This window comes from Streptomyces beijiangensis, from assembly GCF_017315755.1.
In the GTDB taxonomy this organism is placed as follows: Bacteria; Actinomycetota; Actinomycetes; order Streptomycetales; family Streptomycetaceae; genus Streptomyces; species Streptomyces beijiangensis.
Genome location: NZ_JAFLRJ010000263.1, coordinates 1 through 13,897, shown reverse-complemented (window position 1 = coordinate 13,897; position 13,897 = coordinate 1). Strand labels below are relative to the sequence as shown.

The following is a 13,897-nucleotide window of genomic DNA, read 5'->3' as shown; positions in this document are numbered from 1 at the left end:
CTCACCGCCGCCGCAACCTCACCCGAAGTCGCCCCGGACGAACCCCCCGCCACCATGGCCGTCCCGCAGGCCGGGCAGAAGGGGCTGACTCTCCTGCAGCGGGTCGGGGTCGTCGACCCCGCTTCCCTCGACGACTACCGGGCCTACGGGGGGTACACCGCTCTGCGCCACGCCTTCGACCTCGGCCCCACCGGCGTCATCCGCGAGGTGACCGACGCCGGGCTCGTCGGCCGCGGCGGTGCCGCCTTCCCCACCGGCCGCAAGTGGCAGGCCACCGCCTCCCAGCCCGCAGGACCCCACTACGTCGTCTGCAACGCCGACGAGTCCGAGCCCGGCACCTTCAAGGACCGGGTGGTGATGGAGGGGGATCCGTACGCGCTGATCGAATCGATGACCATCGCCGGGTACGCGACCGGGGCGCACCTGGGCTACCTCTACATCCGCGGCGAATACCCGCGCGCCGTAAGGCGGTTGGAGCACGCCATCGCCCAGGCCAGGGCCCGCGGCTTCCTCGGCGAGAACGTACTCGGCCAGGGGTACGCCTTCGACATCGAGATACGGCGCGGGGCCGGCGCGTACATCTGCGGCGAGGAGACTGCCCTCTTCAACTCCATCGAGGGGTATCGCGGCGAGCCCCGCTCCAAGCCGCCGTTCCCCGTCGAGAAGGGCCTCTTCGGCAAGCCGACCGCCGCCAACAACGTCGAGACGCTCGTCAACGTCCTGCCGATCCTCACCCGTGGCGCGGCCGCCTTCCGCGAGGCCGAGACCAAGCTCTTCTGCGTCTCGGGCAATGTGGAACGGCCCGGGATCTACGAGCTCCCCTTCGGGGCCACCCTCGGTGAACTCCTCGGCCTCGCGGGCCGGCCCGAGGACCTGAAGGCGGTCCTTCTCGGCGGCGCGGCGGGCGGTTTCGTACGGCCCGACGAGATGGACATCCCCCTCACCTTCGAGGGCACACGCGCCGCCGGCACCACCCTCGGCTCCGGCGTCGTCCTCGCCTTCGACGGCTCCGTCCCTCTCCCCCGCCTCCTGCTCCGTATCGCGGAGTTCTTCCGCGACGAGTCCTGCGGGCAGTGCGTGCCCTGCCGGGTCGGGACCGTACGGCAGGAGGAGGCGCTGCACCGGATCCTGGACCGTACGGGAGCCGAGGCCGCCACCGACATCGCCCTGCTGCGCGAGGTCGGGCAGGCCATGAAGGACGCCTCGATCTGCGGTCTCGGCCAGACCGCGTGGAACGCCGTCGAGTCCGCCATCGACCGACTGGGAGCGTACAAGTGACCGTCACACCCCTCGGAATCCCGCGCCGGCTCATCGAGTTCACCCTCGACGGCCAGGAGACCCGCGTCCCCGAAGGCTCCACGATCCTGGAGGCCTGCCGGGGGGCCGGGAAGGACATCCCGACGCTCTGCGAGGGCGACACCCTCACCCCCAAGAACGCCTGCCGGGTCTGTGTCGTCGAGGTCGAGGGCGCGCGTGTTCTCGCCCCCGCCTGCTCGCGCCGTGCGGAGGAGGGCATGGAGGTACGTACCGACACCGAGCGCGCCCGGCACAGCCGGAAGATCGTGCTCGAACTCCTCGCCTCGTCCACCGACCTCTCGACCACGCCCCGCGCCGCGGAGTGGCTCAAGGAGTACGAGGCGAAGCCGGACCGGTTCGGGGCGGACGCGGCCCGTCTCAACGAAGAGCCGAAGATCGACAACGATCTCTACGTCCGCGACTACGACAAGTGCATCCAGTGCTACAAGTGTGTGGACGCCTGCGGCGAGCAGTGGCAGAACACCTTCGCGATCTCGGTCGCGGGCCGCGGCTTCGACGCCCGTATCTCCACCGAGCACGACGGCCCGCTCACCGATTCCGCCTGTGTGTACTGCGGGAACTGCATCGAGGTCTGCCCGACCGGGGCGCTCAGCTTCAAGTCGGAGTTCGACATGCGCGAGGCGGGCACCTGGAAGGAGGAGGAACAGACGGAGACCACCACCGTCTGCGCCTACTGCGGGGTGGGCTGCAATCTCACCCTGCACGTCCAGGAGAATGAGATCGTCAAGGTCACCTCGCCGCACGACAACCCGGTGACCCACGGCAACCTCTGCATCAAGGGCCGTTTCGGCTACCAGCACGTACAGAATCGAGACTGATCTCCATGGGACGGGTCACCGAGCGCCGCCGCGTCATCCGCATCCGGGACGGAGCGATCACCACGCGCCCCGACACCCTCGTCGCCGAGGAGCCCCTGGAGATCCGTCTCAACGGCAAACCCCTCGCCATCACGATGCGCACCCCGGGCGACGACTTCGCCCTGGCCGCGGGCTTCCTGGTGAGCGAGGGGGTGCTCGGCGCGGCCTCCGAACTGCAGTCGATCGTGTACTGCGCGGGGGCCACCGCCGACGGCTCGAACACGTACAACGTGGTGGATGTGAGGCTCACGCCCGGCACCCCGGTCCCCGACATCACCCTGGAACGCAACGTCTACACCTCGTCCTCCTGCGGCCTCTGCGGCAAGGCGAGCCTGGACGCGGTCCGCACCACCGCCCGCTACCCGATCGACGACACTCCCCCGGTCCGCGTCGAGCCCGCACTGCTCGCCGCACTCCCCGACCGGCTGCGCGCCGCGCAACGCGTCTTCGACAGGACCGGGGGTCTGCACGCGGCGGCGCTCTTCTCGCCGGAGGGCGAGCTCCTGGACATACGGGAGGACGTGGGCCGGCACAACGCGGTCGACAAGCTGGTGGGGCGTGCTCTCCAGAACGACAGCCTGCCGCTCTCCCAGTGCATCCTGCTGGTCTCCGGGCGGGCCTCGTTCGAGCTCGCGCAGAAGGCGGTCATGGCCGGGATCCCGGTCCTGGCGGCCGTCTCGGCGCCCTCGTCGCTGGCCGTGGACCTGGCCGCCGAGACCGGGCTCACGCTGGTCGGTTTTCTGCGCGGTCCCAATATGAACGTGTACGCGGGCGACGAGCGCATCGCCTTGCGCACAGGGGTCTGAGCGCCCCGCGGCACGGGTCGGTGGCCGAGCCGGCGGGGAGCGCCCCCTGCGCCGGCCGGCTCCGGGCCCGAATCCGGGCCCGAATCCGAGCCCGTTAGAGTGAACGTGGGCCGTGACTGGCGCTGAGGTGGAGTACCACCGGGGAGCGAGCCCGGCGGCCGTGTGCCGCCTTCTGCCGCGCGCCTGGGCGATTCACCACGATCCCCAGGAGCCTCGTATGTCCCAGACCCGGTCCACCGCCCGCCTCATGGACGGCACCGCACTCGCCCGCACGACCGTCGCGGAAGCCGCCGCCTCCGCGGCCGAGATCAAGCGCCGCACCGGTGTGACCCCGTGTCTGGCCACCGTCCTGGTCGGTGAGGACCCGGCCTCGGTGACGTACGTGAAGATGAAGCAGAACCGGTGCGCGAAGGCCGGGATCGAGTCGCGGCACGTCACCCTCCCCGCCTCCGTGTCGACGGCGGAACTGGTCGCCGCCGTCACCGCGCTGTCGGACGACCCGGCCGTGCACGGCATCCTGCTCCAGCACCCGGTCGGCCCGCACATCGACGAGCGCGCCGCCTTCGAGGCGATCTCTCCGGCCAAGGACGTCGACGGGGTGACCATGCACTCCTTCGCCGCGATGGGCTTCGGCGAGCCCGGTTTCGTGTCCTGCACGCCCGGCGGGATCATGCGGCTGCTCGACGCGTACGACGTGGAGCTCAGCGGGAAGCACGCCGTCGTCGTGGGCCGCAGCGCCATCCTGGGCAAGCCCGCCGGGATGCTGCTGCTCGCGCGGAACGCGACGGTGACCTACTGCCACTCGCGGACCGTCGACCTGGCCGCCCATGTCCGGCAGGCCGATGTGCTGGTCGCGGCCGTGGGCAAACCGGAGTTCATCTACGGCGCCGACATCAAGCCCGGCGCCGTAGTCATCGACGCGGGCTACAACGCGGGCAATGTCGGGGACGTCGACTTCGAGAGCGCCGCGGAGCGGGCGAGCCTGATCACGCCCGTGCCCGGTGGCGTGGGTCCCATGACGATCGCCGTGCTGCTCGCGCAGACGGTCGGGGCGGCCGCACGTCAGCTGGGCCTCGACGGGGTGTGACGGCGGCGGCGAGGGTTCCTGCGGTCGCGGCGGGGCCTTAGAGTCCCGCGTATGGGACTCGCAGATATATCTGCCGCGTGGTGCGACGCGCACGCTTTCCGGCGCCTTCTCGTACCGGCGCACGCGCGCCGCACCACGGCGGTACGGTCAGAGGCGTGACGCACCAGCCGTCCGTTGCCCAGCGCCGGGTTCTGCGCACCGCCGACCCGGAGTCCGGCCTGCTGCACGGCCCGGCCGCGGCGCTGGCCGCGCTCGTCGCCCAGGGCCTGGCCATGCGGCACCCGCGCCCCCCGCACCGGCACTTCCTCACGCCCGCCGGACAGCGGATGCGGGAGGAACTGGCGGACGAGGCGGTCCCGTTGATGTCGGCCGACACCTCGGGCGTCTTCGCCGCCAGGACCGGGGGCGAGAGTGCGCAGCCCGACGATCCGGCGCGGCTGCGGGAGGTGCGCAGCGCCTGGGCGGGTCTCCTGGAGATGCGACGGGTCACCAACGCGGACCGGTCGGCGGACCGGCCGTGCGCCTGGGAGCGTTCGCATCTGACGCAGTCGGCCGCGCTCGCCCTGGAGGCGGCGGGCTGCCGCGGCTATCTGGTGGCCGAGACGGCTCAGCCCGAGGCGGTACGGGTGGCGGGTCCCGACGCGCCGGATTACGCGGAGGCCCTGGAGCGGGCCGGCTGGCAGACCTCCGCCCATCTCGACCGCCGGGCAGGCGCAACGTATCTGCTGGCCTCACCGCGGCGCAGCTGACCCCGCCGCCGGTCACCGGTCACCGGTCACCTCAGGGCAGGGATCCGGGAAATCGCGTCCTCGGCCTCCGGCTCCGTCCCGGGGAGCGGGTCGCGCGAGCGGCGCTTGGCGATCACCGCGCAGACCATCAGCTGCATCTGGTGGAAGAGCATCAGCGGCAGGACGGCGAGCGAGGCCTGCGCTCCGAACAGCACGCTCGCCATGGGCAGACCGGCCGCCAGGCTCTTCTTGGAGCCGGCGAACTGGATCGCGATCCGGTCCCCCCGGTCGAAGCCGAGCCGCTTGGCCCCGTACCAGCTCAGGGCGAGCATCGCGGCGAGCAGTACGGCCTCCACGCCCAGCAGTCCGAGCAGCCTGACGAAGCTGACCTGGCCCCAGATGCCCTGCACCATGCCCTCGCTGAAGGCGGTGTAGACGACGAGCAGGATCGAGCCGCGGTCCACGTACCCGAGCACCTTCTTGTGCTTGACGAGGAAGCCGCCGACCCAGCGGCGCAGCAACTGCCCGGCCACGAAAGGCAGCAGCAGCTGCGCCACGATCTTCACCAGCGAGTCGGCGGAGAATCCGCCCCCGCCGCTGCCGAGCACCAGCGCGGCCAGCACCGGTGTGACGACGATCCCGGCGAGCGAGGAGAAGGAACCCGCGCAGATCGCGGCGGGGACGTTGCCGCGCGCGATCGAGGTGAAGGCGATCGACGACTGGATGGTGGAGGGCACCAGGCACAGGAACAGCAGCCCGTTGTAGAGCTGGGGCGTCAGTACGAAGGGGACGAACACCTTGGCCGCCAGGCCGAGCAGCGGAAAGGCCACGAACGTGCAGATGAGCACGGTCAGATGGAGTCGCCAGTGCCGCAGCCCGTCCATCGCCTCACGGGTGGAGAGCCGTGCCCCGTAGAGGAAGAAGAGCAGCGCCACCGCCGCTGTCGATGCCCCGCCCGCTACGTCGGCGGCCCCGCCCCGGGCAGGCAGCAGGGCTGCCAGTGCCACGGTGGAGATCAGTGCGAGGATGTACGGATCGATCGGCAGCCAGGACGGAAGCTGCGGCGTGCGGCGACTCATGAGCTCCACTTGCTCTCGTACGGACCCTCGGACAGGTGCGTGCCCTCTCCATCCTCCTCTTCCGCCTCATGATCGGGAATCCTGCATACCACTCTGACTGTCATCACGATCAGCGATAACATCGCCCCATGTACGACCCCGCGCAGCTCCGCACCTTCCTGACCGTCGCCCAGACCCTCAGCTTCACCCAGGCCGCCCACCGTCTGGGCCTTCGCCAGTCCACGGTCAGCCAGCATGTGCGCCGTCTGGAGGAGGCGGCGGGACGCACGCTCTTCACCCGTGACACCCACAGCGTCGAACTGACCGAGGACGGCGAGGCGATGCTCGGCTTCGCCCGCACGATCCTGCAGGCCAATGAGCGCGCGGCGGCGTTCTTCAGAGGGTCGAGGCCACGCGGCCGGCTGCGTTTCGGGGCCTCCGAGGACTTCGTCCTCACGCGCCTGCCGGAGATCCTGGAGTCGTTCCGCAGGGACCACCCGGAGGTGGATCTCGAACTGACCGTCGAGCTCTCCGGCACGCTGCACAAGGAACTGGAGGCGGGCCGCCTCGATCTGGTCCTCGCCAAGCGCCGTACCGGCGACACCCACGGCGAATTGGTCTGGCGCTCCCCCCTCACCTGGATCGGCGCCCCCCGGCTGCGCATCGACCCCGACCGCCCGCTCCCGCTGATCCTCTTCCCGCCGCCCGGCATCACGCGCGCCCGCGCCCTGGAGGTCCTGGAACAGCACGGCCTGCCCTGGCGCATCTCCTGTACGAGCACCAGCCTGAGCGGGCTGATCGCCGCGGCCCGCGCGGGCCTGGGCATCATGGCGCACACCCGCGGGCTCATCCCGCCGGGGCTGACCCAGATCCCGGCGCGGGCCGGGCTGCCCGATCTGGGCGATGTGGACTTCGTACTGCTGCAGGGGCGGGAGGACGGCCGGGCGCGGGAGGCCGCGAGCGCGCTGTCCTCGGCGATCCTGGCGGGCGCGGACCGGCTGCACCGGCAGGTCTAGGAAGTGCCCCTGCCCGTGCGGCCTTCCTCGTAACTCAGCTGCTTGACCCGGCGCAGGATCGGGGAGGTCTCGATGTGCTGGACGCCTTCCAGCTTCCCGAGCCTCTCGCTCAGGTACGTGTACAGGGCGGTCGAGTCGCGGCAGACGATCGTCGCCACGATGTTGTACGGGCCGGCCGCAGCGGCGGCGAACGCCACTTCGGGATGGGTGGCCAGCGCACGGCCCACCGTGTCGAACGATGCGGGGGCCGCAGTGATCCAGAGCAGGGCGAACATGCCGTAGCCGAGGTGCTCGGCGTCGAACTGCACGTCCACGAAGAGGGCGCCGGAGGCGAGCAGTTGGTCCAGGCGGCGGCGCACGGCCGATTCGGAGCGGCCCGTCGCCTTCTGCAGTTCCGCGAAGGTTGCCCGGCCGTCGCTCTTGAGGGCGGCCACCAGGGGATCGTCCTCGGGAGCGATGGCGGTGGGTGCCGGCCCTTCGGCGTAATCAGGCGTCAGCGCCGCCACCTGCTCGACGCTCAGCGCGCCGCTCTTGCCGAGCCAGCCTTCCGGGCCGCCGTAGAACCGGTGGAGGAGCTGGTGGGCCCGGATGTCGGTGATGCGCGGGGTGCGCGGAAGCTTGCCGAAGATCAGCTCGTGGTCCTCGTCGCGGGTACGGGCGAGCGTCATGCAGACGACTTCGGTACCGCCGGAGCAGAGCACGATCCAGGTGGTGTCGGGGCGTCGGGCCAGGGCGCGGGCGATCGACTCCGAGGCGTCGGGGGTGCAGCGCAGACGCAGCATCCGCCAGTTGTCCTGGTCGCGTACGGAGATCTCGCGGACTCCGATCACCCGGAGTCCGCCTTCCGTCCGCAGCCGTCGGTAGCGGCGGGCGATGGTCTGGTCCGAGACGCCCAGGACGGAAGCGATTCGGCTGAAGGGGGCCCGGCCGTCGGTTTCCAGGGCCTGCAGCAACTGCAGGTCCAGGTCGTCGAAGACGGTGACGGACGTGCTGGATTCCACTGCCACCCCCCTGCTTCATGTCGGATTCCGGCGTTCTACCGCCGGTGCCTGGTGATTGTCGGCCGGCTGGACCGATCGTACGGAGGCCGGTTCGAATCCGTAAAGGGAGAACATCATGCGTAAGTGGGGGCCGCTCGTAGCGGTCTGTCTCGGGACTTTCATGCTGCTGCTCGACGTGTCAATCGTGATCGTGGCGCTGCCCGACATGGCGGGGTCGCTGGGCGCCTCGCTCTCCGACCTCCAGTGGGTCATCGACATCTACGCGCTGGCACTCGCCGCGCTGCTGCTCGGCGCGGGCGCCGCGGCGGATGTGACCGGGCGGCGGCGGATGTATGTGGCGGGGACCGGGTTCTTCGCGCTGGCCTCGCTGGCCTGCGGCCTTGCCTCCGGTCCGGGGATGCTGATCGCGATGCGCACCCTGCAGGGGGTGGGCGCGGCGGGGATGCTCGCGACCACGCTGTCGCTGCTCGGCGCCGCGTACCAGGGCCGGGACCGGTCGTTCGCGCTGGGGATCTGGGGTGCGGTGAGCGGTGGCGCCGCAGCGATGGGGCCGATCCTGGGCGGGGCGCTGACGCAGGCCCTCGACTGGCGGTGGATCTTCTTCGTCAATCTGCCGGTGAGCGTGGCGGCGATCTGGCTGACGCTGCGGACGGTGAGCGAGTCGCGCAGTCCCGCCGGCCGGAGGGTCGACTGGGCGGGCACGGCGGCCTTCGCGGTGTTCGCCGGTGCGCTGACGTTCGCCGCGGTGCGGGCCGGGGAGGACGGCTGGGGATCGGTCCGTACGGTCGCCACCCTTGCCGTCGCCGCCCTCGCACTGGCCGCCTTCACCGTCGTCGAGCGCAGGGCCGCGTATCCGCTGCTCGATCTCTCGCTGCTGCGCCGGCCGTCGTTCGTGGTGATCATGGTGAGCGCGATGGCCTTCAACGGTGCGGCTTTCGGCGTCTTCCCGTATCTCTCCATCTGGCTGCAGACGCTGATCGGGATGAGCCCTGTGAAGGCCGGTCTGGCCCTCGCGCCCCTCGCCGCGTCGGCCTTCGTGGTGGCCGCCGTCGGTGGGCGGCTGCTCCACGGGGTGCCGCGCCGGTACCTCATCGGGGGCGGGCTGCTGCTGATCGGCGGAGGCACGCTGGGGCAGGTGGTGCTCGGGGCCGGGTCGGGCTGGACTGCTCTTGTGGTCGGGCTGACGGTGGCCGGGTGCGGGGTCGGGCTCGTCTCGCCCGCGCTCGGGGGCGCCGCGCTGGCGTCCGTACCGGCACACAGTGCGGGGATGGCGGGCGGGGCGGTCAACACCGCCAGGCAGCTCGGGTACGCACTGGGGGTCGCCGTGTTCGGGACCGTGCTCACCTCACGGATGACGGACTCGCTGGACGGCTCCGCAGGCGCGGCGCACGCGCTGGCCGGGGGCGGGGCTACGGCACTGCGGCCCGGGATCCCGGACCGCGCGCTGCACACGGCCTTCGCATCCGGGCTGGACTCCACGCTGCTGGTCGCGGGGACGATCGCGGTCCTCGCCGGGCTCGCCGTCTTCCTCTTCCTCCGGGCACCCACGGCGGACGCCGTGCCCGCATCCGTACGGCAGCCGGCCTCGCCGGTAGCGCGGCCGTGATGCGGGCGTACAGATTCGGTGGAGATTCCGGACCTGGGAACTTACCGTTCGGTCAGGAACGCGCCCGACGCTTCCCCATGTGGGCAGTTTTCCACCGCTGACCTGTGCTGATCACGTACCGCCATGCACAATGACCCCTCACCCACCGGACCGCGGGGTGAGGTAGCGTCACGGCGCTGTGCGGAGCGTCACATAGGAGCAGGTCATCTTGCGCGAGTTCACTGTCCCACCCATGGCGACGGCGCCTCAGGCAGGCGGACTGGCGGACGTCGTGTTCGACCATGCCGAGGAGGACCCCCATCGGGTCGCTCTCGGCAGGAAGGCCGACGGCCGCTGGACCGACGTGTCCGCGGCCCAGTTCCGCGACGAGGTGCTCGCCCTCGCCAAGGGGCTGCTCGCCGAGGGTGTCCGGTTCGGCGACCGCGTCGCGATCATGTCCCGTACGCGCTACGAGTGGACCCTCTTCGACTTCGCGCTCTGGTCGATCGGCGCCCAGCCGGTGCCGGTCTACGCGACGTCCTCGGCCGAGCAGGTCTTCTGGATGCTGTACGACTCCGAGGTGACCGCCTGCGTCGTCGAGCACGAGGACCATGCGATGACCATCGGCTCGGTGATCGACCGGCTTCCGCACCTCAAGCGGCTCTGGCAGCTGGACGACAACGCGGTCGGCGAGCTCGTCGCGGCGGGCGCGCATGTCGACGACGAGGTGGTGGAGCGGCACCGGCGCGCCGTCACCCCCGACTCGGTCGCCACGATCATCTATACCTCGGGGACGACGGGCCGCCCCAAGGGGTGTGTGATCACCCATGCGAATCTGATGTTCGAGGCCGACACCATGGTCACGCGGTGGGAGCCGGTGTTCCACTCCAAGCGGGGGGACGAGGCGTCCACGCTGCTGTTCCTGCCGCTGGCGCACGTCTTCGGGCGGATGGTGGAGGTGGCGACGATCCGCGGGCGGGTCAAGCTCGGCCACCAGCCGGAGATGGCGGCGCGGGCGCTGCTGCCCGACCTGGTCGTGTTCCGGCCCACCTTCATCCTGGCGGTGCCGTACGTCTTCGAGAAGGTCTTCAACGCGGCGCGCAGAAGGGCCGAGGGCGACGGCAAGGCGGGCCCCTTCGACAAGGCCGTCGAGATCGCGGTGCGGTACGCCGAGGCCATGGAGCACAAGGCTTTCGGGATCGGTCCCGGCCCTTCGGCGACACTTCGGATGCAGCACCAGTTCTTCGAGAAGGTCGTGTACGCGAAGGTCCGCGACGCGATGGGCGGCAGGGTGCGCCACGCGATGTCGGGCGGCTCGGGCATGGCACGCAGGCTCGGACTGTTCTTCGCGGGTGCGGGCGTCACGATCTACGAGGGGTACGGGCTGACCGAGACGACGGCGGCCTCGACCGCCAACCCTCCCGAGCAGACCCGTTACGGCACGGTGGGCCAGCCGATCCCTGGCTGCACGGTGCACATCGCGGACGATGGCGAGGTGTGGGTGCACGGGGCCAATGTCTTCTCCGGGTATCTCAACTCCCCCAAGGAGACCGACGCCGTACTGAACGAAGGCTGGCTCTCCACCGGAGACCTGGGTGCGCTCGACGAGGACGGCTATCTGACGATCACCGGGCGGAAGAAGGAGATCATCGTGACCTCCGGCGGCAAGAGCGTGTCGCCCGGCGTGCTGGAGGAGCGGGTGCGGGCGCATCCGCTGGTCGCCCAGTGCCTGGTCGTGGGCAACGACCGCCCGTACATCGCCGCCCTGGTCACGCTCGACCAGGAGGCCGTCGACCACTGGCTGTCGATGCACGGCAAGCCGCCCCTGTCGGCGGCCGCACTGGTCCGTGATCCCGATCTGGAGACCGAGGTGCGCAGAGCGGTGGTGGCGGCCAACACCCTGGTCTCACAGGCCGAGTCGATCCGTACCTTCCGGATACTGGCCCACCAGTTCTCCGAGGAGCACGGGCTGCTCACACCCTCGCTGAAGCTGAAGCGGCGGGCCATCGAGACGGCGTACAGCGAAGAGGTCGACGCGCTGTACCGATGATGCCGTAGCGGCGGCAGCGTTTCTGACGGGTCATCAATTGGCGATGCGTCAGTTATTGACGGTCCATCAGGTCCCACGCAGAATGCGGGTCACCCCAGAGGGAGGGACCCCACTGTGTTGCGTTCCGTCCGCACCGCCGCCACGGCCGCTGCCGTGCTGCTGCTCGCCACTGCCTGCAACTCCGCTTCGACGAACGGCACTTCCGGCGCCTCCGACAACAAGGGGAGCGCCGTACGCGGTGTGACCGCGGACTCGATCAAGGTCGGCGGGATCGTCTCGATGACGACCGCGAGCGGCTACAGCAAGAAGGACACCGACCTTGGGGCCAGGGCGCGCTATCTGCGCGCCAACGCCGAGGGCGGGATCAACGGCCGGAAGATCGACTATCTGGGCGCGGAGGACGACGGCCAGGACCCGTCGAAGAACCTGGCCGCGGCACGGAAACTGGTGCAGCAGGACAAGGTGTTCGCCGTCGCCCCGATGAGCTCGATCACCTTCTCGGGTTCCGACTTCCTGGACCAGCAGAAGGTGCCGACCTTCGGATGGGGCACGCTGCCCTCCTTCTGCGGCCCCAAGCACATCTACGGCTTCAACGGCTGCCTGGTGCCGATGCCCGGCGGGACGCTCAACCAGACCTGGCCTGAGGGCCTTTCGAAGGTCCTCGGCGGCGCGAAGGGCAAGAGTGTCGCGCTGATCGCCAACGACAGCGACGCGGGCAAGTTCGGGATCCGCACCTTTGTACAGGGCTTCACGGCGGCCGGGTTCAAGGTGAGTTACGCGAAGCCCTCGGTGCCCGCGACGGCGCTGCCGAGCGACTGGTCGGCGTACACCAAGGAGATCCTGCGGAGCGGGGCGGGCGGGAAGGCACCCGACGCGGTGGTCTCCGTGATGCAGACCCCGTACAACATCGGTCTCTTCACGGCGCTCAAGCGGTCCGGCTACAAGGGCGTGATCTCCGACCCGACGGACTACGACCCGGGACTGCTGGCGAAGGCCGCGACCAGGCAGGCGCTGGACGGGGTACAGGTGCTGCTGCAGTTCGAGCCCTTCGAGTCGGGCGCGCCGGCGATGCAGCAGTTCAAGGAGGACATCAAGAAGGCCGCCGGCGGCAAGGATGTGCCCCTGAACATGCACATGATGACGGGCTATATGTCCGCCGACCTCTTCCTGTCGATCGCCGCGAAGGCGGGGAAGGACCTGACCGTCGACTCCTTCCAGAAGGCGGCCGCCGCGTTCTCCGACAAGGGGACGCTGGTGGGCGACCGGAGCGAGCCCAAGGGGCAGAAGGAGAGCTTCGGGTGCGGGGCGCTGGTGCAGCTCAAGGACGGGGCGTACCAGGTGTCGTCGCCCTTCAAGTGCTATCCCGCCATTCCCTTCAAGTAGTGGGGCCGGTCCGCTGCCATGGGTGATCTGCTGGGCTTCGTCCTGAGCGGGCTGGTGTCGGGGGCGCTCTACGCGCTCCTGGCGACCGGGCTCGTGCTGTCGTACTCCGCGTCCGGGCTCTTCAACTTCGCGCACGGCGCCACGGCGTATCTCTGTGCTCTCGGTTTCTACGAGCTGCACTCGGGGCTCGGGTGGCCCGCCGTCCCGACTGCCGTGCTGATGGTGGTCGTCGTCGCACCCGGGATCGGGTGGGGGCTCGACCGGCTGATGTTCCGGAAGCTGGCGCGGGTGGGCGAGACCGCGCAGATCGTGGCGACGATCGGACTGCTCGTCGCGCTGCCGGCGGCCGGGCTCTGGGCCGTCGAGCTGCTCGACGACGCGGGGGCGCCGGTACTGCCCGCGGAGAACCAGTTCGGGCTGCCGGGGGTCGGGCCGAGCCCGGCGAAGGCCTGGCAGCTGATGGACGGTGTCGGGATCGACTCCGACCAGCTCATCACCTGGATCGCCACGGCCGTGGTGGCCGTGGGGCTCTGGGTCCTGATGCGCCACACCCGGCTGGGACTGCGGCTGCGGGCCTCGGTCGACGACCGGTCTCTGGTGGAGCTGCGCGGGATCAGCGCGGACCGGCTCTCTTCGGTGGCGTGGATGCTGTCGTCGGGTCTCGCCGGTCTTGCCGGGGTGCTCGCCACGCCTCTGCTCGGGCTTTCGGCGCAGGACTTCACGCTGTTCCTGTTCGTGTCGGCGACGGCTGCGGTCCTTGGCCGGTTCCTCTCCGTTCCGCTCGCCTTCGCGGGAGGTCTCGGGCTCGGCGTACTGCAGAACCTGACGGCCGGGTACGCGTCCTTCGCCGACGGCATCACCGGCTTCCGTACGGCGGTGCCGTTCCTGATCCTGTTCGCCGGACTGCTGATCATGACCCGGCGGCAGCGGGCCGCGGGGACGGCAGCGGTGGACGCACCACCGGTCGACTATCTGGCCGGGCGCTCGTGGGGGCGCCGTTGGGGTGTGT

General features: G+C 70.4%; 12 protein-coding genes and 1 riboswitch. Of the genes, 10 read left to right on the top strand and 2 right to left on the bottom strand.

Features of this window, described 5'->3' with window-relative positions:
• The 5 genes from J0695_RS26010 to J0695_RS25990 form a co-directional block, all read left to right on the top strand.
• A partial coding sequence (locus J0695_RS26010) for a complex I 51 kDa subunit family protein (RefSeq protein WP_206965858.1) occupies nt 1-1,278 on the top strand: 1,278 nt, incomplete at its 5' end.
• Nucleotides 1,275-2,135 (top strand): 2Fe-2S iron-sulfur cluster-binding protein, encoded by an 861-nt coding sequence (locus J0695_RS26005; RefSeq protein WP_206965856.1) that lies wholly within the window; start codon nt 1,275-1,277, stop codon nt 2,133-2,135. The genes J0695_RS26010 and J0695_RS26005, both read left to right, overlap by 4 nt.
• A 5-nt stretch (nt 2,136-2,140) precedes the next feature.
• Nucleotides 2,141-2,980: a formate dehydrogenase accessory sulfurtransferase FdhD gene (gene fdhD, locus J0695_RS26000; protein ID WP_206965854.1), complete on the top strand. Its 840-nt coding sequence runs from the start codon at nt 2,141-2,143 to the stop codon at nt 2,978-2,980.
• 102 nt (nt 2,981-3,082) lie between these two features.
• A riboswitch (ZMP/ZTP riboswitch) is annotated at nt 3,083-3,176 on the top strand.
• Nucleotides 3,177-3,197: 21 nt separating this feature from the next.
• Complete coding sequence (locus J0695_RS25995) at nt 3,198-4,067, top strand: bifunctional 5,10-methylenetetrahydrofolate dehydrogenase/5,10-methenyltetrahydrofolate cyclohydrolase (RefSeq protein ID WP_206965852.1); 870 nt, start codon at nt 3,198-3,200, stop codon at nt 4,065-4,067.
• Between the two features lie 155 nt (nt 4,068-4,222).
• Nucleotides 4,223-4,816, top strand: a complete 594-nt coding sequence (locus tag J0695_RS25990; RefSeq protein ID WP_206965850.1) for a hypothetical protein — start codon at nt 4,223-4,225, stop codon at nt 4,814-4,816.
• 26 nt (nt 4,817-4,842) lie between these two features.
• On the opposite strand, the gene J0695_RS25985 is transcribed toward J0695_RS25990, so the two are convergent.
• Nucleotides 4,843-5,874 carry a bile acid:sodium symporter family protein gene (locus tag J0695_RS25985; protein ID WP_206965848.1) on the bottom strand — a complete coding sequence of 344 codons (1,032 nt, stop codon included), beginning with the start codon at nt 5,872-5,874 and terminating at the stop codon, nt 4,843-4,845.
• A 128-nt stretch (nt 5,875-6,002) separates the two neighbouring features.
• Here J0695_RS25985 and J0695_RS25980 point away from each other — a divergent pair, with 128 nt between their 5' ends.
• Nucleotides 6,003-6,869 carry a LysR substrate-binding domain-containing protein gene (locus J0695_RS25980; protein ID WP_206965846.1) on the top strand — a complete coding sequence of 289 codons (867 nt, stop codon included), beginning with the start codon at nt 6,003-6,005 and terminating at the stop codon, nt 6,867-6,869.
• Here J0695_RS25980 and J0695_RS25975 read toward each other — a convergent pair.
• Nucleotides 6,866-7,870: an Lrp/AsnC family transcriptional regulator gene (locus J0695_RS25975; RefSeq protein ID WP_206965844.1), complete on the bottom strand. Its 1,005-nt coding sequence runs from the start codon at nt 7,868-7,870 to the stop codon at nt 6,866-6,868. The genes J0695_RS25980 and J0695_RS25975 overlap by 4 nt on opposite strands.
• Nucleotides 7,871-7,985: 115 nt before the next feature.
• On the opposite strand from J0695_RS25975, the gene J0695_RS25970 reads away from it, so the two are divergent.
• The 4 genes from J0695_RS25970 to J0695_RS25955 form a co-directional block, all read left to right on the top strand.
• Nucleotides 7,986-9,476, top strand: a complete 1,491-nt coding sequence (locus tag J0695_RS25970; protein ID WP_206965843.1) for an MFS transporter — start codon at nt 7,986-7,988, stop codon at nt 9,474-9,476.
• Between the two features lie 232 nt (nt 9,477-9,708).
• Nucleotides 9,709-11,505, top strand: a complete 1,797-nt coding sequence (locus J0695_RS25965) for an AMP-dependent synthetase/ligase (RefSeq protein WP_206965841.1) — start codon at nt 9,709-9,711, stop codon at nt 11,503-11,505.
• 114 nt (nt 11,506-11,619) lie between these two features.
• Complete coding sequence (locus J0695_RS25960) at nt 11,620-12,888, top strand: ABC transporter substrate-binding protein (protein WP_206965839.1); 1,269 nt, start codon at nt 11,620-11,622, stop codon at nt 12,886-12,888.
• Between the two features lie 18 nt (nt 12,889-12,906).
• Nucleotides 12,907-13,897, top strand: a 991-nt coding sequence (locus tag J0695_RS25955; RefSeq protein ID WP_206965837.1) for a branched-chain amino acid ABC transporter permease, incomplete at its 3' end; no start/stop codon positions are given.

What these genes read in the sequence shown, in the direction of transcription:
- fdhD (WP_206965854.1), top strand. Translation starts at nt 2,141, where the DNA reads ATGGGACGGGTCACCGAGCGCCGCCGCGTCATCCGCATCCGGGACGGA.
- J0695_RS25995 (WP_206965852.1), top strand. Translation starts at nt 3,198, where the DNA reads ATGTCCCAGACCCGGTCCACCGCCCGCCTCATGGACGGCACCGCACTC.
- J0695_RS25985 (WP_206965848.1), bottom strand. Translation starts at nt 5,874, where the DNA reads ATGAGTCGCCGCACGCCGCAGCTTCCGTCCTGGCTGCCGATCGATCCG.
- J0695_RS25980 (WP_206965846.1), top strand. Translation starts at nt 6,003, where the DNA reads ATGTACGACCCCGCGCAGCTCCGCACCTTCCTGACCGTCGCCCAGACC.
- J0695_RS25970 (WP_206965843.1), top strand. Translation starts at nt 7,986, where the DNA reads ATGCGTAAGTGGGGGCCGCTCGTAGCGGTCTGTCTCGGGACTTTCATG.
- J0695_RS25965 (WP_206965841.1), top strand. Translation starts at nt 9,709, where the DNA reads ATGGCGACGGCGCCTCAGGCAGGCGGACTGGCGGACGTCGTGTTCGAC.